This window comes from Flavipsychrobacter sp. (assembly GCA_041392855.1).
GTDB lineage: Bacteria > Bacteroidota > Bacteroidia > Chitinophagales > Chitinophagaceae > UBA5543.
Window position 1 is genome coordinate 2323180 of sequence record JAWKLD010000001.1, and the last position, 18767, is coordinate 2341946.

Below are 18767 nucleotides of genomic sequence, written 5' to 3' on the forward strand. Positions count from 1 at the left end.
TACTATACATCAGCGTTTGACCACAATAACAAATTGGTATTCTTGTCGTCTTGTGCTAACCACTCTTCTTTAGTATAAGTTAAATAACGAACTTTTCTATGTATTGGCTTTTCAGCTTTGGCTACCAAATTCACCAAATACTCTCTATCAATATTTCCTACAAAAATGAGGTCTATGATTCCACTATCATTCCCTTTAGCGTAGTCACCCGTCAGGTAAACCAACTCTAGCTTACCCATTCTATTAATTACCTGCTCTATTATCTTATCTACTCCTATATATTTAAGTACGATACTATTAATTTCTTGGAAGAGCGGGTGTTTATTATTTGCCTTGTATATTTTTTTATTACCCTGATTCTCAGAGATTAACATATCAGCTTCCTCAAATCTATTTAGCTCCACCCTTATAGAATTGGTACTCTCATTAAACTCTTCAGACAAGCCTCTCAAATAGGCTGTTGTGCCTGGATTGAGGAATAATCTCAATAAAAGTTTAATTCTTGTTTTAGAGGAAATAAGTGTTTCTAACATCTTCTAAGATCTTTTTCACTAGCCATACGGCACGGCTTCGCCATTGTCAGTCCCATAAAAGACTGCACGTAGAACGAGTAAGAATATTACTCAATCTACGTGCAAATCTATAATTATATTTTCTAAATACAAGGGTATTGAGATGACTAAATCTTTAAGAATACCCCATTACACATTATAAAGTACTATAATGCAAGGCTTTTTACATCTTCTTGTGCTTTTTCAAAGTCGTTATGTTTACCTATATCTAACCAATAACCTAATATCGGGAAGGAAACCAGCTTTTTACCTTTAGCAATTAGCTCATCCATAAGATCAGTTACATTATAGAACTCATTGTGAGGAACCAGTGATAATAATTCCTTTTTAATGATATAGATACCTGCGTTAGAATAGTAGGTGTAAGAAGGCTTTTCTTTAAGCGCATTTACCATATTACCATTATCAACTTCCATAACACCATAAGGAACAGTTACTTCATAGCTAGTTGTTGCAACTGCCATATCTGCTCCTGATTTGATAAACGTTTGAAAAAAACCATTGTAATCAATATCTGTTAGCAAGTCAGAGTTCATCACCATCACATAATCATGCTCTAAAGACTCCACCAACTTTACCGAACCTAATGTACCTAGTGGTTTATCTTCATGTACATATTTGATTGATATACCCTTGTCAGAACCATCTTTGAAGTAATCTTCAATCTTATCTGCCAAATAGTTTACACTTAGATATATGTTTTTAATGCCATATTTAATAAGGCGGTCAATGTTATGCTCCATGATAGGTTTATCACCTACATGTAGCATTGGCTTAGGCGTATCCTTAGTTAAAGGCATTAATCTGCTACCCTTGCCACCTGCCATTATAAATACATCTGCAGGCACAACCGACTCCAGCAAAGTAAGGTTAAGCACCTTTACTACTTGTTTCATTCGGTTCACAACAGGTACTATCAAGAAGTTCTTCTTTCTAAGACCGTTTATATCTGCCGATTGTAGCTCGTCTTCGTATATAAAAAGGGGATCTTTTTGTAGATAATCTATTATTGGGTCATCAAAGGTTAATCCTTTTATAAACCCTCTACGCAAGTCACCATCAGTTAATGAACCTATAAGTGTTCTATCTCCGTCTACAATTAATAGAATTGGATTTAGCTTTAAATCATTCAATTTAATAAGAGCGTCATAAACTGACTGGTCTTGAAATAGAATGTGTTTCTCTGTGTTTTGTTTCATATGTTTGGCTGTTTTGTATATTGACTGCAATATAGAGCCAACTCTATCCTACGAGAAAAATATACACGCTCATAACATCAAAACAACAACTGGATAACAAATCATTAGCAAACGGAATCGTAGACTTATGGCCTATAACTACTAGGTATATTGACTATTCTATCTTCTAGCCATTCTGAATTTTCCAGACTACCACACTGACAATCAGCGTACATATCCAGCTTATTCATTAGTGTCCAGATAGGTCTTGTCATTACCTTTTTGCTATTAGTAGCTTCAAGAAACGCATCTCTGTCAGCTCTATTATTTAACACTACACAATTCAGCCAGAAGTTAGCTTGAGTTCCTTCTTGCTCAAATACGAAATCAATATCTGAGTCTTTAAAGTAGGCCTTATACTCATTAGCCAATGCTCTTTTATTAGCCAATATTTCCTCTAACTTCTCTAGTTGAGCACAAGCTAATGCGGCATTTAAATTCGGCATCCTGTAGTTATAACCGACAGTATCATGTACAAACTCCCAAGGGTGTGGTACTTTAGCGGTTGTAGAAATATGTTTTGCTTTTTTTGCCAGTGCCTCATCGTTAGTTACAATAGCGCCACCCCCACCGCAGGTAATTGTTTTATTACCATTGAAGCTAAATGTACCAAGTAATCCGAAAGTACCAGTATGTTGGTCATTTTTATAACTACCCAACGACTCTGCTGCATCTTCTACTACAGGTATATTATATTGATTACATATTTCGACTATTTCATCTATTCTGCAAGGGAAACCAAACGTATGCATAGGCACACATGCTGCTATTTTCTTTCCCGTCGTTTTGTTTACTGCTACTCCTCCTTTCACCTCAACATTCTCTTTCAGGAATGCTGAAAGTGCAGCTGGAGACAACCCCATGGTATCCTTATCTACATCTACAAATACTGGTTTTGCGCCACAATGAGCAATAGCATTTGCTGTAGCAACAAAAGTAAGAGGCTGAGTAATAACTTCATCACCTGCTTCCACACCTGCAACTATCATGGCCAAATGCAGTGCACTAGTACCATTTGTTGTTGCAATAGCATATTTCGCACCTGTTAGATCAGCCATTATCTCCTCAAACTTATTTACATAAGCACCTACAGAAGAAACAAAGGTAGAGTCAATAGTGTCTATAAGATACTTCTTCTCATTACCTCCAAAGTATGGGGCATGTAGCGGTATAAACTCCTCAGGAGTTTTAAATGCTTCACGAATGAAGCTTATTATATTACTGTACATTTTTGTATTTGCTATCGTCTGGGTTAAGAATAAATCCGTCATCTAGTACTTTCTTCATTTGCTTGATACCGTCAGGCACAGTAAACAAAGGTTCAAAACCTAAACGCTCTTTTATCTTATCTGAAGATACCCTGTAATCACGAGGGTCTTCATTTTTAGCAACATACTTGATCTTTGCATCAGGAATGAATTTCTTCACCTCGTCCACAAGCATTTTCTTCTGGTAATTTTCTTTTGTAGAACCAACGTTAAATACATCAAAAGCCACTTTTTCTTCATCAGCTTCAATAACAGAAACTACAGAACGAGCAAGATCATATACATGACAATAAGGGCGCCAAAACTGCTCTCCAAATATTACCAACTCTCTGCCAAGTGCTAATTCTTTAGTGAATTCATTCACTGTCAAATCGAAACGTGGACGTAGAGACAAACCATAAACAGTTGAAAAACGCAAACAAGTTGGCTTGCAGTTATTAGTTTGTGGTTGACTCAGCAAGTGTTTTTCAGCCGCTACCTTTGTTTCTGCGTATAAAGAAACTGGTGCCAAAGTAGACTCTTCTGTAACATATTGGTTGGGATCGTCCATCTTGCCATAGTTGCTACAAGTAGAGGCAAATACGAATTTCTTTACCCCTTTTTCATTAGCTACTTCGTATAGTAGTTTAGTACCTTCTAGGTTGGTTGAGTTGGTCAATTCAGGATCTACAGCACATGCCGGGTCTCCAACTATTGAAGCTAAGTGAGCTACTGCATCTACTCCTTCTAAAGCACTTTCAACATCTGCTCTATTTCTTACATCTCCTTTTATGAACTCAAAGTTGGGATAGTTAAACATATCGATGATGGGCTCTCCACCAAACATCAATCTATCCAGTACACGCACGTTGTACCCTTTTTCTAACAATTGTCTTGTAAGTACAGAGCCTATGTAACCAGCTCCACCTGTAACTAAAATCTTTTGTGGCATATGTGTTTTATTTTTTTGCAAAATCATGTCTTAACTGTAGTCGCACAGTTAGTCTAGAATGCAAATGTATCTGTCAGTATCTTAGTAAATAAATTCTTACAACTTAATAACAAATCGTTAGGAAACGTTATACGTTGACTTGGTTATTCAAAAAATTGCGTTGCATTAAGTCTTCTATGTGATGAGAACGTAATACACTCTTTAACACATCTGCATGCTTTTCATGGTGCATATCAGACCCACAATAATCGTACAAACCATTGGCTAGCAACTTTTCTGCCATTGTTTTTACACCTTTACCATAATACCCTGTTAAGGAATTAGTGTTAAGTTGTAAGTAACAACCCCTATTTCTTAACTCTTCATATATCTGTGGTCGCTCATGCATATATTGATAGCGCTCAGGATGAGCTAATATAGGCTTATATCCAAGTGTTTGAATCTTAAATAGTATATCGGCCAGCCCCATTGGTTCCGACATAAACGACAATTCAACTAAAACCTGATTATCCGTCACCGTTAATAATGGCTGTGTTTCAAGAAGCTCCATAAAGCTATCATCAATATAATACTCAGCGGCCGCCCTTATTGGGAAGTTGATCTGTTGTTCATGTAGTGCATTGCGCAATACATGAAGACCTGTATTAATTGTATCCGAAGTATTTGGGTAGTGTTCATGTTTCACATGAGGTGTTGTTACAGCTGCTCTAAAGCCCATATCCATCATTCTTCTTACAAGCTGAACACTATCTTCCACCGTTTGTGCCCCATCATCTACACCAGGTATTAAATGGGAATGCATATCCACACCAAGGAAACCCCAGTTATAGTTTGCATCACTTATCCTGCTACTCTTTTCTTTCTTTTTTGACCCAAATAATCTTGATAACATTTGTTCCTAGTTTATTACTTCTAATATAGTTCAAAACGAAGTTACAACAATGTATATGCTATACAATGCTACAAGGAATCAACCATGCATATTATAACTTATTGACAACAAAAAGGCTGCATCATAGATACAGCCTATATATTCTTATATAATACCCTCTTAATATTCCCCACCCACCTTTCTATCATTCCAATTTTCGTTTTCAAATTTGGGCAATGATAGCGGCACGGTAGTCATACCTACAGTATCAGTTAGTGTTTTCATAAAGGCTACAATATCATTTACCTCATGCTTATTCAAGCTTAAGCTATCAAAAGGTAATGTTTGGTGTTCTAATACTATACCTAATCCTACTCCTCCACCTTTATTATAAAAGTCAACAACGTCTTCTAATTTGTCATATGCTCCATTATGCATATACGGCGCAGTTAACGCTATATTTCTTATTGATGGTGTTTTAAAAGAGTAATCATAGAAGCCTACTTTATCTTTAAGCCTACCTTCACTACGCCCCTTATCCTTATCTAAAACGATCACTTTAGCTTTAGGATCTTCAGGAACACCCAGCACCTCGCTTTCCGATTCCCTATACATTGGAGGAACAGTACCATTAAACACAGGAGCGAAATGACAAGTACCACAAACTGCTTTTCCCATAAACAAATTAAACCCTCTCTTTGCTTCAGGGCTTAAAACAACCTCTTCTCCTCTCACATATTTATCGAATGGAGAATTGAAACCTCTTAAAGAACTAACGTATGCAGATATAGCATAGGATATCGTTTTACTATTCAGTTTCTCACCCGGATATTTCTTAAAACAATCTTCAAAAAGCTTTTTATACTCTTCACTCTTATTCAGCTTCTCTATGATCTGCATCATGTCAGTATCAAACTCTTTTCTACTTACCAACACATGTTCTATTTGGTCTTCTAGTGCTTCTGAACGCATATCATGAAAAAACTTCTCACTGTACACACAGTTGATAAGTGTGGGTGCATTTCTATCAACTGTACCCTCAAAACTTAATGCTGTGCTTTTAGGTTTACCATCTGTAAAAGCCTTATCTGGATGATGGCAGCTAGCACAAGAACGTTTCATATTACTAGACAATACAGGGTCAAAGAATAAAGCTCTACCCAATGCTACTGCTTTATCTGAATTTAATGCTTGTGGCAGTTGTATGTACTTATAATAATTCAAAAAGTCGTTGCTGAAAATATTTGTTGACAGGTGGTTATAAGGCGCTAATTGGTTGTACGGCACAACCTCATGCAGTTGCTCTATACCTGACTTTTGATGCAAATCCAATATGTCGGCGTAGATCGGATTAATAAATTCCTTTAAGACGAAAAGCCTATCCAAATTATCAAAATCATTATGCTGCTTCAAATACATGATCAAGCTATCAATTGTTTGATACATTCTTGACGCAGTGGCTTTATCCAGCTTATTGAAAAACACCTCGTATAGGCTCACGTCTTCTTGTATAGTTTCTAAAACTGTTATAGCATCTGTAATTGAACTACCCGATGCTGGCACATCAAAACCTGTCAACCCCAATGTAAACACTCTAACTAACTCTAGTCTTGCAGCTTCAAAAACACTTCTATCATACACAGGCTTACCTATATGTTGGTAGTCTGTCAACACTTCTATTAAGTTATTAACTTCATATCTAATCTTCTCCTTCTCCCCATCTATATCTTCAGCATATAACAACTCATCCAAAACTTGCATACCTCTAGGTTGTACCACTTCTATATTAGCAGCATCAGGCATTAGTTTTGGCAATGGGGATCCATTGACATAAATCTTTACAAAATCAGGGTTATTATACTCTGCCAGATATTCCCACTTCTTAAATGCTTTTCTCACCTCCAAGTATCTACCCTGTAGCACTTCAACATTAGTATTATTGTCGGGCAAGTATGCTTTAAAACGTTCCAACTCACTAATAAAAGCCTCCAACCTATCTTGTTGTCTCTGATAAATCTTTTGAGCATTCTTCTTTTCATTATTATGAAAAGCAGTACTGATAATAAACAATAATGTTGCTGCTATTGAAAGCGTAAAAAACCTTTTCATTCTTTCTTCTATTAAATGCAAAAATTACCGAAGCTCTATAGTGAGCTTCGGTAATGAAATATATTCTTGTGTTATTACTGTACTATAAACTTAAGTGTCTCACCTTCTTCATTGCGGATGAAGTAAGTACCAGGTGTCATGTCAGCAACGTGTACTGTTTGAACTTGTCTTAACACTTTAATACGTTGTCCATTTACATTGTAAATAGCTACGTCCATAACTCTACTTAAGTGTAATTCACGAGAAGTAGGGTTTGGATACACAGTGAATGTTTCTGCTTGTACAGGTACAGTTTTTACACTTACAGGATCAGAACCATCAAAACCAGTAATTGCATAAGTTAAAGAGTGATTGTAAGGAGAATCATTAAAACCACCAGGGTGTTGAGAATTCACCAAGATCGTTTTCTCATCTATTTGTATTGCTCCAGTTATCTCTGCATCAAAAGGTGTAGCAGTAACACGTTGTAAGTCTTTGTATGTAGGATTAGTGATAGAAGCATCTACTATATACATTTCACAACGCTCGTAAGAGAAACCTGCAGGCATACTATTCCAAGTTCTTTGGTTCATATCCTCTTGAATCATTAAGTAGTCTTTATTACCAATGGTCATTGTTGCTAAACCGTCAGGGTTAGAAAGGTGAACATCAGGATAAATTGGTAATACATCAGATGAAGACTTACCACTGTAAGGACCACCTTCTAAATAAACTCTTACGTTGTTTGTACTAGGATCAAGTTCTAACACACGACCATAGTAATCTGCAAACTTTCCTTGACGTACCGAATCAGCTGCTGCTGCATCCGTACCAGCAAAAGCAACACCGTTATCTTCTTTATAACGTTGTTTATATGCTTGTACTGCTGATGGAGGAACAACACCGTTAGTAGAACTAAAACGAGAACCTATGCTAGAACGACCTGTTTCTGTGATATATAATTTTCCATTAGCAACTGTACCCCACTCCAAACGATTAAACATTGTAGCACCACGACGGAAAGCAACATTATTTAAGTCCATTAAGGTATCTAGGTTTTCTTCAATATTCACCCACTTAGATGTTGCATCATGTTTGTACACTGACAACTGACCTTTTGTAAAATCTCCTGCAGTTGTAGCCACAAAACGTGCTAGCATACCAGGTGTATTATCTTCAAACAAGTAAACTGTTTTGTTATCGGCCATTACTACGCCAGCTTCCCAGCCACCACGGCCCCAATTATATTGCTTACGTAGTGCTTTACCTGTTTTTGGATCAACTTCAACCAACCAGTTGAAATTTTGATATTTTTTTATTTTTTTGTTATTAGCGAAAGCAAATTCGTTAGACTTAATTGTCCAATCAGCAGTATCACGAGCAGGCATAATGCTTGCATTACTTGTACGGAACCACTCTTCAGCAGTCCATACACGACCTATATGCTTTGCAGCAATACCACCACAGTTCATACCTGTTTCACCAACAGTGTTTACAAAGTCTACATTGAAAAACTTACCCTTACGTCCGTCAGGTAAAGTTTGCTCCATCACCTCTAGTTTATCACCAGTTGTTCTTTTTATCTTGAAGGAGGTCATTCCACCACCATCACCAATTCTGTCATCGCTGGTGATCATTTCATGGTTTACAACAACCCAACCTAGTGCACCTTCAGTAGTATCTTTTACGAATCCGATAAAATCATTCCATTCTTTAGCTTTGGTTTTGCCTGCAGCATTACCATAAGTAGCAGTAGTTTGTACCTCATCTACACCACCAACAAATATTACTTGGTGTTTTAGTGGAGATTTTGGCATAGCAATTGTCTTAGAGCTCCAATCTGGCTGAATATTAACAGGAAAAGGAACTTGTGCGTTGGCATTGCTATAAGCCAACCCGCAAACAACGGTAAGTAAAAGTAATTTCTTCATTTGGTTTGTAATTTTTTACAAAATTCATGTCCTTATGTTACCAAATTGTTCGGCCAATGTTAGCGAAATGCAATGCTTATGTAAACAGTTAATTACCTTATTGTTAACTTATACGATATGTGACTTTCATTTTTTATGAGCATATAATTCAGTACTTTAGTCGATTATATTTTTAATGTGTCGATGGGACTGATAGATAATCATGGTCGATCTGTAAACTACCTTAGGTTAGCAGTTACAGATAGGTGCAACCTACGCTGCTTCTATTGTATGCCAGAAAATGGCATAGACTGGCTAGCGCGTAAAGACCTGATGAGCTACGAGGAAATGTTGCGAGTGTGTGGTGTACTTACTAAAATGGGTATTGAAAAAATACGCATTACAGGAGGCGAGCCCTTTGCTAGAAAAGACATTATGGGTTTTCTTACTTCCTTATCCCAACTTGACGGACTAAAAGAACTAACCCTAACTACAAATGGAGTATTGACGGAACCCTATATTCCTGAACTGAAAAAAATAGGTGTCAAATCTGTCAACCTAAGTCTAGATACTATTGACAGGAATCGTTTTTTCAGCATCACAAGAAGAGATGAGTTACCTAAGGTACTCTCAACTATGGAGTCTTTATTAAAGCATGATATTGCAGTAAAGATCAATGCTGTGGTAATGGAAGGGAAAAATACTGAAGATATACTACCTCTTGCAGCATTGACTAAGGACTATCCTATTAGTGTAAGGTATATTGAAGAAATGCCATTTAATGGTAGTGATAATTATAACGGTCTTAACTGGGATCATGTTCGTATATTAGATAAGCTGAAGGAATCCTATCCAGATATTACTAAAATAACTGACCCTATATATTCTACTTCTTATAACTATCAAATACCTCACCATATAGGCACTGTAGGTATTATAGCTGCTTATACACGCTCTTTTTGTGGTAGTTGCAATCGTATTCGTATCACCCCTCAAGGTGGCCTGAAAACATGCCTATACGGTACAGATGCTATGAATGTAAAAGATATAATGCGTACTACTCCAGATAATCAAGCCTTAGCAACAGCTATACTAAATACGCTTCAGCACAAAGCAAAAGATGGATGGGAAGCAGAAAAAGCAAGAAATATAATTGGTGAATCTATGGCTGCCATTGGCGGATAATGCATATATATGATATCAGTAGCAGTAGCAGCAGCAGAAAATATTATACAGTCGAAACTAAGAGACTATGGTGCCCAGAGAGTAGCTATAGAACAAGCCATCGGTCAAATATTAGCCGAGCCACTTGTAGCTGATAGGGATATGCCTCCTTACAATAGGGTAGCTATGGATGGCATTGCTATCAACTTCGAATTGTTTAAAAAAGGGAACCGGACTTTTAATATCATAGGCACACAAGCCGCGGGCGACACTCCTATCGATATACATGAAGCACATGAGTGTGTAGAAATAATGACTGGTTGTGCCTTACCTGATAGTTGTGACACCATAATCAGATATGAAGACCTAGACATACAAGATGGAAAGGCTACTATAAAAATAGATAATATTAAACTTGGGCAAAACATTCATAAAAAAGGGAGTGATAAAAAAGCCAATGACATACTTGCTCACCCGAACGAAATCATAACACCTGCTCATATTAACATAGCAGCTTCTATAGGGGAATCAGAGATGCTTATTAAAAACCAACCTAAAATAGCGGTTATCTCCAATGGTGATGAACTACTACCTATTAATGAGACACCATCACCCTATGAAATAAGACGTTCAAATAGCTATACCATAGTAGCTATTTTGCAACAACATCATATTCTACCAGACTTACTACACCTGCCTGATGATGAAGCAACCATAACCAAAGAGCTTAAAAAATGTATCAATGAGTATGATGTACTAATTATTAGTGGTGGTGTATCTGCAGGGAAATATGATTATATACCCAATGCATTAGAACAGTTATCTGTCAAAAAACTCTTTCATAAAGTACAGCAACGCCCTGGCAAGCCATTTTGGTTTGGGGAGCATGAAAATGAAACATTAGTATTCTCCTTTCCTGGAAATCCTGTTTCTACATTCATGTGTACATATAGGTATTTCATTCCTTGGTTACTACATTGCAACGGATTACAACACAAGCCTGTATACGCTACATTAACTCATGACTATAACTTTACGCCACAGTTACAATGCTTTCTACAAGTCAAAGTGAACATTAACAACAGTGGTCAAATAGAGGCCACTCCGTCAGTAGGTAATGGATCTGGCGATTTTGCCAATCTTCTATATACAGATGCTTTTATGGAATTGCCCGCTGAACGTAATACCTTTAATAAAGGTGAGACTTTTAGGATATGGCCTTACAAACCATTGTTTAATTAAGTATATAAGCTATGAAAGAGCTAACACATATAGATGAACAAGGACGTGCCAATATGGTAGACGTGAGCGAAAAAGCAATAACCAAAAGAACTGCAAGAGCTCGTAGCATAGTGGTAATGCCTGAAAAAGTAATTGAAAAAATAGCTAATGGAGATATACATACCAAGAAAGGCCCAGTATTTCAAACGGCTATATTAGCAGGTATAATGGGTGCTAAGAAGACTGGAGAACTCATCCCTCTTTGTCATCCTCTTGGTTTAGATAACTGCAATTTAGACATATCAATAAATGAAAATAAAGAAGTAGTTATAGATTGTACTGCAACTATTACTGCTAAAACAGGTATTGAAATGGAAGCATTAACAGGGGCCTCTATTGCTGCGCTAACCATCTATGATATGTGCAAAGCTATGAGTCATGACATTGTGATAAAGGAAACTAAATTGATGGAGAAAACGGGAGGTAAAAATGACTTCAAAAGGGATTAAACTAAATGGGCTAGTACTTGCTGGTGGTAAAAGCACTCGTATGGGGCAAGATAAAAGCCGCATCAACTGGCATGGCAAAGAACAGGTATATCATATAGCTGACCTATTGCAACACTACTGTAATGAAGTATATATTTCTTGCAGAGCAGAGCAGAAAGACTCATTTAATAGCAATTACAATACACTACCTGATAATATTGAGGGAGCAGGACCAACGACAGGCATCCTTACTGCACTTAATAAAAACAATGATACTGCTTGGCTGGTAGTTGCTTGCGATTTACCTTTGATAGACAAGCCAACGATAGAGCAACTTATTAATAATAGAGACACTAATAAAGTAGCTACTACGTTTAAAAGTCCACACGATGGCTTGCCCGAGTCATTAATAACCATATGGGAACCTAAAAGCCTATCCGTTCTTTTATCTTTTAAAGAAAAAGGGTATAACTGTCCAAGAAAAGCTTTAATTAATAGTGACACTCTTATCATAGAGCCAAACAATCCTGAAGCATTAATTAATGCAAATACACCTGAGGAAGCAGAACAAGTACGTGCAATCATTACTAGCTTAAAATCTGTTTCATGAGCGACTGGATGAGATACAGCTGCCAAATAGCACTACCTGGTTTTGATGATGAAGCTCAGCAAAAGCTATCTCAGGCAAAAGTTTTGATTGTAGGAATGGGAGGGCTTGGCTGCCCAGTAGCTCAATACTTAGTATCGTCTGGCATAGGTACTATCGGCTTTGCAGATTATGATGTGGTATCTATAAAAAACTTACACCGTCAAATACTATATACCCCTGCTGATGAGGGAGAAAAAAAGATAGTTGCTGCTTCCAAATGGTTGCGCTCACAAAACCCTGATATAGTAATCAACGAACATGACCTAACAGTAAGTCCTGAAAATGTTGTATCGCTTATCGCACTCTACGATATTGTTGTAGACTGTACAGATAATTTTGAAACACGCTATCTACTCAACGATGCTTGTGTGCTTGTTGAAAAGCCGTTGGTTTACGGGGCAATTTATCAATATGAAGGACAAGTAGCTGTTTGGAATACCAAAAACCAAGATGGTGGTAGAAGCCCTAACTATAGAGACCTTTACCCTAATGTAAATGCTGCAGCAGTACCCAACTGTGCCGATGGTGGTGTTATACCTACAATTGCAGGTATTATAGGATGTATGCAAGCCAATGAAGTGATAAAGCTAATTACCAAAACGGGTAATGTATTAGCAGGGAAAGTTTTGGTTTTTGATGCGCAAACTATGAATAGCAGAGTAATAAAAATGGGTAGCCAAACAAAAACAAACATTACTACACTACCTAAGCAAGCCTCTGTTCTAGAAATAGTTAGGAATGATTTAGAGAAATTGGATGGCTACTTATTAATAGACGTGAGAACTACTGAAGAACGGTTCGCGTTTAATATAGGCGGCATGCACCTTCCACTACAAGAAATAGACAGGCACATAGGCAGCTTCAACCACAAAACTTTAGTCTTCTATTGCGCCTCGGGCAAAAGGAGCAAGCAAGCCGCGCAAATAGCGAAGAAACACCACCCAGATCTATTGGTTTATTCACTTACTGATGGCACTAACGACTGGCAACACTAAGGGTGAGCTGCTACCCAAACCTCTCCATCTTCAAATACCTCTTTCTTCCATATCGGCACAGTCTCTTTCAAAGTATCAATTGTATACCTACATGCGGCAAAGGCAGCATCTCTATGTGCCGCAGACACTGCAATCACTACAGCCACTTCACCTATTTGTAATACTCCTGTACGATGATGAATAACTATTTTATGAACAGGCCATTTCTCCTTTACAGCATCAGCTATCTTATCCAGCTCTTTTATAGCCATACGCTCATAGGCTTCAAACTCAAGTTTTTGCACCTTTTTGCCTTTTGTAGCGTCTCTAACCGTACCTATGAAAATATTAACACCACCACTCTCTGATGTTTGCACATACGCTGTGCAATAATTAATGTCTAGTGGCTTTGCTGAAATCTTTATTTCTTTCATTATCCTCCGCTTACTGGTGGTATTAATGCTATCTCATCATTTATGGTAATAGAAAGACTATCATCTGCATATTCGTCATTTACCGCTACCATATAAGAGGCCAACTCTTTTAGTTGTGGGTACTGTTGCTCTAAGGTTGCTTTTAATTTCTTTACGCTTCCTTCACCTTCTATATCTATAGAAATCTCACTACCTCCAAAAATATCTTTGGCAATACCAAAGGCTAATATTGTTACTTCCATTTTATAATGGCCAATGCTTTAATAAAATATTGATACCTGCAGCAAATACAACAACTGCCGTAACTCTCTTTACCACCAAAGGGTTAAACTTAATAGCACCAAATCTGGCTCCTATTTGCCCACCCAAAAATACAGATAATACTAAAACCATTATTCTTGTATAATTCACATCATTGGGCAATTGTGTTAGCTGCCCGGCAATACCGGCTATCGAGTTTACTAATATAAAGAAGCTTGCTGTAGCGGCTACCTTCTTGGGCGTATCCCATTTACTCAAGTTAAGTATGGGTGAAAGGAAAATACCACCTCCTATACCCACCATACCAGACAAAAAACCTATCGCCCCTCCAATAGTCACATTCTTTACACTTTTATCATTTTTGCTGATAACTTCTGTTTGTTTTTTCTTCACCCAAAGTAATAGGGCGGCTACAACTAAACTACAACCCAACAACACAAAAAAGGTAGTCTGACTTATGCGCAACATAGCACCTATATAAGCTAATGGCACGCTTGTAAGCACTATGGGTAATACTTTTTTAAAATCTATCAACCCATTCTTCCAGTACACCAGCACACTTCCTGAAACCACCACCACGTTACAGATCAACGCCAATAATCTTAACTCTTTAAAAGGCAATGCATATAGAGACAATAATGCAATATAACTAGACCCTCCGCCAAAACCAACCGAAGAATATATCATAGCAACGGCAAAAAAGAAGAAACACAGCTCCCAATGCATCATGGTGCAATAATACAGAAATACTCTACTGTGTAATAATGAGAAGAGGGAATTAATGACAGCACTTTGCTTTCACTGCATTTTGCTCTACAGTTACTTTAGGGCTTATGTATGGAATACCCAAGTTCATACCTCTTAGCATAAACAAGCAGCCAAAAGCGATCATTACTACAGGTACAAATTTTCTTGCAGACCCAAAGTTAAAAAACTTAGCTCTGTCTTTTATTACCGTAAGCGCTACTAACATTGGCGCTGTACCTAATCCAAAAACATACATGAATGCTATCGCTTGTGTTACATCGGGTACTACCATAGTTGCCGATAGTGCCATGTATACTAAACCGCATGGCAATAGCCCATTCAGCATACCAGTAATGAATAATGTAGACACTTTAGGGTTACCCATGAAACTGCCTAGGTATTTTCTCACAAAACCCGTCCATGGCAATGTGATTGTAAACTTATTGCTAGGGAAGAAAGAAAACAGCCCTGCTATAATAAGCATAGCACCCATGGTGATCGACACATATTGCTGTACTTGGGGATTAAATAACGATTTGAAAGAATGCAATACTGCTGCTAATACTGCATAAACAGAAATACGCCCCAAATGATATAAACCAATGCCTAACGCTTTCTTAAAACCGCTCAACCGTTGAAATGGCATAACCCATATTATGGGACCGCACATACCTGCACAGTGCAGGCTGCCTGTCAGCCCCATTAATATAGCTATTGTCAACGTGTAAGTGCTCATTTGTTTAGTTTAAGGTCACTTCACTTTCTTGATAATATCTTTTGCCATCTACCTCCCAGTCTACTTTTACTACATATCGTGTATTTACTAGCTGCTCTCTGGAAACAGACACTAAAGGATTACTATTGTTAAATTCTACCTTATGATCCCAAAGCTTATTGATCGGAGAATAGAAATAAACATTGCCAGACTTCATTGCTGTCACCATCTCTTCAGGAAAATCAATATAAACTTCATGCTCTTCTGCTCTAATAGCTAAAGGGCTAGATAATGTAGCTTGGTTTTTGCTAGCATCTATAAGCTCTTGGTATACCAACTCCTGCTGGTAATAATCATCAGCCACTAAACTTGAATCTTGCTTCATACTACCTATAACAAGAGCAATTATCAGAGCCATAAAACTTCCGTATAGTATTGCTATCCTTGCTCCCCAGTTTAACTTTTTCATAGCTGTTATTTTTTATTGAATGGTCCTAAAAAGTTAGTCTCAATTGTTTTTATCTTCTTACCATCTTCATATACTCCTATCTTCAAAATTGTTTTCCTTTTCTTGATTTTATCCTCATCTATAAAAATGAACAAACTACCGGTTGCGTGTTCTTCTTTACTAATCTTCAACTCTTGGCTACCTACATATTTTATTTCTCCCTCAAAGTCCTCAGGCCTTAACTCTAGTATCTTATCCGCATAAGTTTTATTCACTATTTTATAGTTGTATAAATTACTTATTTGATCATTAGGTTGTTTTTGAAAAAGCTGACCCGAAGAACGAAGTACAGCTACATCAACATTAGTCCGACTCATAAGCAGGAATGTCAATACCCCTAACAAGACTACCATTACTGCGGTATAAGCTTTCATTCTTCCTGTGAATCTTGTAGGCTTATTTTCAGAAATATTACTTTCCGAAGCATAGCGTATTAGTCCTTTAGGTAGCCCTACACTTTCCATAATACTATCACAAGCATCGATACAAGCTGTACAATTCACACACTCTAACTGGGTACCATTACGTATATCTATACCTGTAGGGCATACTCTCACACACTGATTACAATCGATACAGTCACCTATTGTACGTTCTTCATTTTTCTTAAACCTACCTCTTTCTTCCCCTCTTACGTGGTCGTAAGTAACGATTATAGAGTCTCTATCTAAAAGAACCCCTTGCATCCTTCCGTATGGACATACTACTGTACATACTTGCTCTCTAAACCAAGTATAAACAAAGAAGAATATAGTGGTAAATATGAGTAACGCTATAAAGCCACCTAAATTTTCACTAATAGGGGATGATATCACAATTCTCAGCTCATCTATACCAATTATGTAAGCAAGGAAAGTATTGGCAATTAAGAAGCTGATCGTCCAAAACACGATCCACTTCATCGACTTCTTGAATATCTTATCCTTATTCCATTTTTGCTGTGCTAGCCTTTTTTGTTCATTCGCGGTTCCCTCTATCCAGTATTCTACTTTTCTGAATACCATTTCCATAAATATGGTTTGCGGACAAACCCAACCACAAAACACACGACCAAAGACCACCGTAAATAAGGCTATGAACACGATAAATAATATCATGCTCAAGCCAAATATGAAAAAGTCTTGCGGCCAAAATATTTGACCGAATATGATAAACTTTCTTTCTAGGATGTTTAACAAGAACAATGGTCGGCCGTTTACCTTCACAAAGGGCAAACCGAAAAAGACAATTAAATATAGAACAGACAACCAAGTTCTAGCATTATAATACCACCCCTTAGGTTTTTGTGGAAAAACCCATACTCTCTTTCCCTGCTTATCTACAGTGGCTACCTTGTCTCTAAAAGCCGACTGGTCTACATTCTTGCTCATGTTCTCTTTATATTATTCTGCTACTTCAGTAGCTGCTTCACTAGTACTATCTGCTGCCGCAGCCTCTTCCACATATAATTCACCCTGAGGATCTTTTGGCGCTGCAGGAGTGGTACCCTGAAGAGATTTTACATAACTGGCTATTTGCGCAATCTGCTTTGGAGAATACGTGTTCTGCCAGCTCTGCATACCCTTATCTTTCCACCCATATTTAATGCTCTTAAATATATCTTTCAGACTACCACCGTGCAACCAATATTTATCAGTGAGGTTTGGCCCGATAGAATTACCACCACCATCTGCAGCGTGGCAAGCAACGCAAGTAGTTGAGAACATCTCAGCACCCGAAGCAATACCTGCAGCATCTAACATAACTACAGAATTCTCATCTACATTATCAGCTGCACTAGCTAAATACTTTGCTATCTCTTTATTAGCTTTTTCTACCGACTGCACATACTCTTGCTGTTGGTTAAGACCATTACCTCCTGCATGATAATACCATATATATATCACACCTACTACAATGGTCAAATAAAAGCCGTACTTCCACCAAGGCGGCAGACTGTTGTCCAACTCCTGTATGCCATCATAATCATGATCAAGTAGAATGTCTTCTTCCTGCTCAATAGCAACTGCAGCATTAAATCTATCCCAGAATGGCACCTTCTTTACAATTTTTTGTGCCGCCGCAGCCATTTCAGGCTTTTTGCTTATCACACGTACCATTACTTTTATCATAAAAATTAGAGATACGATTGTCACTAATTCTAAAATGATAATAGTAGCAAGTGCATAAAATTCATCCTTCAACATACCATTGATGTATGGAGATGATTGTGATGCGGTAGATGCAGCCTCTTGTGCAATTACACTGCTACTCAATAAGCTTGCACCTAGCAATACTAATAATGCTTTTGCTGTTGTGCTACTTCTTTTCTCACGCATTTTATCACGATACACAAAGCTTAGTTGTCTCAATGTATTCCCTAATATTAGAATAGCGAATAGCAACACTATTATTAAGCTTACTAAACCAATAAGCATAACATTTACTTTTTCGCCACCTTGCGCGGCACCCTCTGCAGCTATAGACAACACGGGTGTCAATAGCACTAATAGCATTGGTGTGATTATATTTTTAAAATATTTGAACATGTCTCTATTCATTTATTTATTAATCATTGTTGTTGCTTAATGGTAAATTTTTCACCTCATCTATATAGCTTTTGCTTACACGCATTGCCCATAAAAACAACCCAGTAAAGAAAGCAAAGAAGATGATCAGCGATATAAGAGGGTAGATATCTACTCCTGTTATCGTTTCTAAATAATGCCTAAACTTCATTTCTTTTATC

The 18767-nt window shown here is 37.4% G+C and carries 20 protein-coding genes; 5 read left to right on the forward strand and 15 right to left on the reverse strand.

The window, feature by feature from the left end:
• Positions 1–2: 2 nt before the first annotated feature.
• The 7 genes from R2800_10825 to R2800_10855 form a co-directional block, all read right to left on the reverse strand.
• Positions 3–533: a winged helix-turn-helix domain-containing protein gene (locus R2800_10825; protein MEZ5017535.1), complete on the reverse strand. Its 531-nt coding sequence runs from the start codon at positions 531–533 to the stop codon at positions 3–5.
• 185 nt (positions 534–718) lie between these two features.
• Complete coding sequence (locus R2800_10830) at positions 719–1771, reverse strand: nucleotidyltransferase family protein (protein MEZ5017536.1); 1053 nt, start codon at positions 1769–1771, stop codon at positions 719–721.
• Positions 1772–1896: 125 nt separating this feature from the next.
• Positions 1897–3039 carry a LegC family aminotransferase gene (locus R2800_10835; protein MEZ5017537.1) on the reverse strand — a complete coding sequence of 381 codons (1143 nt, stop codon included), beginning with the start codon at positions 3037–3039 and terminating at the stop codon, positions 1897–1899.
• Complete coding sequence (locus R2800_10840; protein MEZ5017538.1) at positions 3029–4009, reverse strand: NAD(P)-dependent oxidoreductase; 981 nt, start codon at positions 4007–4009, stop codon at positions 3029–3031. The genes R2800_10835 and R2800_10840 overlap by 11 nt, the downstream gene beginning before the upstream one ends.
• A gap of 127 nt (positions 4010–4136) precedes the next feature.
• Positions 4137–4901 (reverse strand): CpsB/CapC family capsule biosynthesis tyrosine phosphatase, encoded by a 765-nt coding sequence (locus R2800_10845; GenBank protein MEZ5017539.1) that lies wholly within the window; start codon positions 4899–4901, stop codon positions 4137–4139.
• A gap of 159 nt (positions 4902–5060) precedes the next feature.
• The gene (locus R2800_10850) at positions 5061–6989 is read right to left on the reverse strand and encodes a cytochrome c peroxidase (protein MEZ5017540.1); all 1929 of its coding nucleotides are present in this window, start codon (positions 6987–6989) and stop codon (positions 5061–5063) included.
• A gap of 74 nt (positions 6990–7063) precedes the next feature.
• Entirely contained in the window at positions 7064–8899 is a 1836-nt protein-coding gene (locus R2800_10855) for a T9SS type A sorting domain-containing protein (GenBank protein MEZ5017541.1), read from the reverse strand.
• Between the two features lie 183 nt (positions 8900–9082).
• Between R2800_10855 and moaA the strand changes: the two genes are divergently transcribed.
• Genes moaA through R2800_10880 form a run of 5 tightly spaced genes read left to right on the forward strand, consistent with a single transcriptional unit; the run spans position 9083 to position 13395 of the window.
• Positions 9083–10063, forward strand: a complete 981-nt coding sequence (gene moaA, locus R2800_10860) for a GTP 3',8-cyclase MoaA (protein MEZ5017542.1) — start codon at positions 9083–9085, stop codon at positions 10061–10063.
• 9 nt (positions 10064–10072) lie between these two features.
• Entirely contained in the window at positions 10073–11284 is a 1212-nt protein-coding gene (locus tag R2800_10865) for a molybdopterin molybdotransferase MoeA (GenBank protein MEZ5017543.1), read from the forward strand.
• A gap of 11 nt (positions 11285–11295) precedes the next feature.
• On the forward strand, positions 11296–11772 hold the full coding sequence (gene moaC / locus R2800_10870) for a cyclic pyranopterin monophosphate synthase MoaC (protein MEZ5017544.1): 477 nt from the start codon (positions 11296–11298) through the stop codon (positions 11770–11772).
• Positions 11753–12361, forward strand: a complete 609-nt coding sequence (locus tag R2800_10875; protein ID MEZ5017545.1) for an NTP transferase domain-containing protein — start codon at positions 11753–11755, stop codon at positions 12359–12361. The genes moaC and R2800_10875 overlap by 20 nt, the downstream gene beginning before the upstream one ends.
• The gene (locus tag R2800_10880) at positions 12358–13395 is read left to right on the forward strand and encodes a HesA/MoeB/ThiF family protein (GenBank protein MEZ5017546.1); all 1038 of its coding nucleotides are present in this window, start codon (positions 12358–12360) and stop codon (positions 13393–13395) included. Before R2800_10875 ends, R2800_10880 begins: the two co-directional genes overlap by 4 nt.
• On the opposite strand, the gene R2800_10885 is transcribed toward R2800_10880, so the two are convergent.
• From R2800_10885 to R2800_10920, 8 genes are read right to left on the reverse strand one after another with little or no spacing between them, the layout of a single operon-like run.
• Positions 13392–13808, reverse strand: a complete 417-nt coding sequence (locus R2800_10885; GenBank protein MEZ5017547.1) for a molybdenum cofactor biosynthesis protein MoaE — start codon at positions 13806–13808, stop codon at positions 13392–13394. The genes R2800_10880 and R2800_10885 overlap by 4 nt on opposite strands.
• Positions 13808–14050, reverse strand: a complete 243-nt coding sequence (locus R2800_10890; GenBank protein MEZ5017548.1) for a MoaD/ThiS family protein — start codon at positions 14048–14050, stop codon at positions 13808–13810. The genes R2800_10885 and R2800_10890 overlap by 1 nt, the downstream gene beginning before the upstream one ends.
• Before the next feature lies 1 nt (position 14051).
• Positions 14052–14798 carry a sulfite exporter TauE/SafE family protein gene (locus R2800_10895; protein ID MEZ5017549.1) on the reverse strand — a complete coding sequence of 249 codons (747 nt, stop codon included), beginning with the start codon at positions 14796–14798 and terminating at the stop codon, positions 14052–14054.
• 49 nt (positions 14799–14847) lie between these two features.
• Positions 14848–15552, reverse strand: a complete 705-nt coding sequence (locus R2800_10900) for a sulfite exporter TauE/SafE family protein (protein ID MEZ5017550.1) — start codon at positions 15550–15552, stop codon at positions 14848–14850.
• Positions 15553–15556: 4 nt separating this feature from the next.
• Positions 15557–16000 carry a FixH family protein gene (locus tag R2800_10905; protein MEZ5017551.1) on the reverse strand — a complete coding sequence of 148 codons (444 nt, stop codon included), beginning with the start codon at positions 15998–16000 and terminating at the stop codon, positions 15557–15559.
• Between the two features lie 5 nt (positions 16001–16005).
• On the reverse strand, positions 16006–17409 hold the full coding sequence (ccoG, locus tag R2800_10910) for a cytochrome c oxidase accessory protein CcoG (protein ID MEZ5017552.1): 1404 nt from the start codon (positions 17407–17409) through the stop codon (positions 16006–16008).
• Positions 17410–17421: 12 nt separating this feature from the next.
• Positions 17422–18567: a cbb3-type cytochrome c oxidase N-terminal domain-containing protein gene (locus R2800_10915; GenBank protein MEZ5017553.1), complete on the reverse strand. Its 1146-nt coding sequence runs from the start codon at positions 18565–18567 to the stop codon at positions 17422–17424.
• Positions 18568–18586: 19 nt separating this feature from the next.
• Complete coding sequence (locus R2800_10920; protein MEZ5017554.1) at positions 18587–18757, reverse strand: CcoQ/FixQ family Cbb3-type cytochrome c oxidase assembly chaperone; 171 nt, start codon at positions 18755–18757, stop codon at positions 18587–18589.
• Between the last annotated feature and the right edge of the window lie 10 nt (positions 18758–18767).

Excerpts from the sequence above, each read along its gene's own strand:
- R2800_10840 (MEZ5017538.1), bottom strand. The coding sequence starts at position 4,009 with ATGCCACAAAAGATTTTAGTTACAGGTGGAGCTGGTTACATAGGCTCT.
- moaA (MEZ5017542.1), top strand. The coding sequence starts at position 9,083 with ATGGGACTGATAGATAATCATGGTCGATCTGTAAACTACCTTAGGTTA.
- R2800_10825 (MEZ5017535.1), bottom strand. The coding sequence starts at position 533 with ATGTTAGAAACACTTATTTCCTCTAAAACAAGAATTAAACTTTTATTG.
- moaC (MEZ5017544.1), top strand. The coding sequence starts at position 11,296 with ATGAAAGAGCTAACACATATAGATGAACAAGGACGTGCCAATATGGTA.
- R2800_10830 (MEZ5017536.1), bottom strand. The coding sequence starts at position 1,771 with ATGAAACAAAACACAGAGAAACACATTCTATTTCAAGACCAGTCAGTT.
- R2800_10875 (MEZ5017545.1), top strand. The coding sequence starts at position 11,753 with ATGACTTCAAAAGGGATTAAACTAAATGGGCTAGTACTTGCTGGTGGT.
- R2800_10915 (MEZ5017553.1), bottom strand. The coding sequence starts at position 18,567 with ATGTTCAAATATTTTAAAAATATAATCACACCAATGCTATTAGTGCTA.
- R2800_10895 (MEZ5017549.1), bottom strand. The coding sequence starts at position 14,798 with ATGATGCATTGGGAGCTGTGTTTCTTCTTTTTTGCCGTTGCTATGATA.
- R2800_10835 (MEZ5017537.1), bottom strand. The coding sequence starts at position 3,039 with ATGTACAGTAATATAATAAGCTTCATTCGTGAAGCATTTAAAACTCCT.
- R2800_10920 (MEZ5017554.1), bottom strand. The coding sequence starts at position 18,757 with ATGAAGTTTAGGCATTATTTAGAAACGATAACAGGAGTAGATATCTAC.
- R2800_10905 (MEZ5017551.1), bottom strand. The coding sequence starts at position 16,000 with ATGAAAAAGTTAAACTGGGGAGCAAGGATAGCAATACTATACGGAAGT.
- ccoG (MEZ5017552.1), bottom strand. The coding sequence starts at position 17,409 with ATGAGCAAGAATGTAGACCAGTCGGCTTTTAGAGACAAGGTAGCCACT.
- R2800_10880 (MEZ5017546.1), top strand. The coding sequence starts at position 12,358 with ATGAGCGACTGGATGAGATACAGCTGCCAAATAGCACTACCTGGTTTT.
- R2800_10845 (MEZ5017539.1), bottom strand. The coding sequence starts at position 4,901 with ATGTTATCAAGATTATTTGGGTCAAAAAAGAAAGAAAAGAGTAGCAGG.
- R2800_10885 (MEZ5017547.1), bottom strand. The coding sequence starts at position 13,808 with ATGAAAGAAATAAAGATTTCAGCAAAGCCACTAGACATTAATTATTGC.
- R2800_10855 (MEZ5017541.1), bottom strand. The coding sequence starts at position 8,899 with ATGAAGAAATTACTTTTACTTACCGTTGTTTGCGGGTTGGCTTATAGC.
- R2800_10865 (MEZ5017543.1), top strand. The coding sequence starts at position 10,073 with ATGATATCAGTAGCAGTAGCAGCAGCAGAAAATATTATACAGTCGAAA.
- R2800_10900 (MEZ5017550.1), bottom strand. The coding sequence starts at position 15,552 with ATGAGCACTTACACGTTGACAATAGCTATATTAATGGGGCTGACAGGC.
- R2800_10850 (MEZ5017540.1), bottom strand. The coding sequence starts at position 6,989 with ATGAAAAGGTTTTTTACGCTTTCAATAGCAGCAACATTATTGTTTATT.
- R2800_10890 (MEZ5017548.1), bottom strand. The coding sequence starts at position 14,050 with ATGGAAGTAACAATATTAGCCTTTGGTATTGCCAAAGATATTTTTGGA.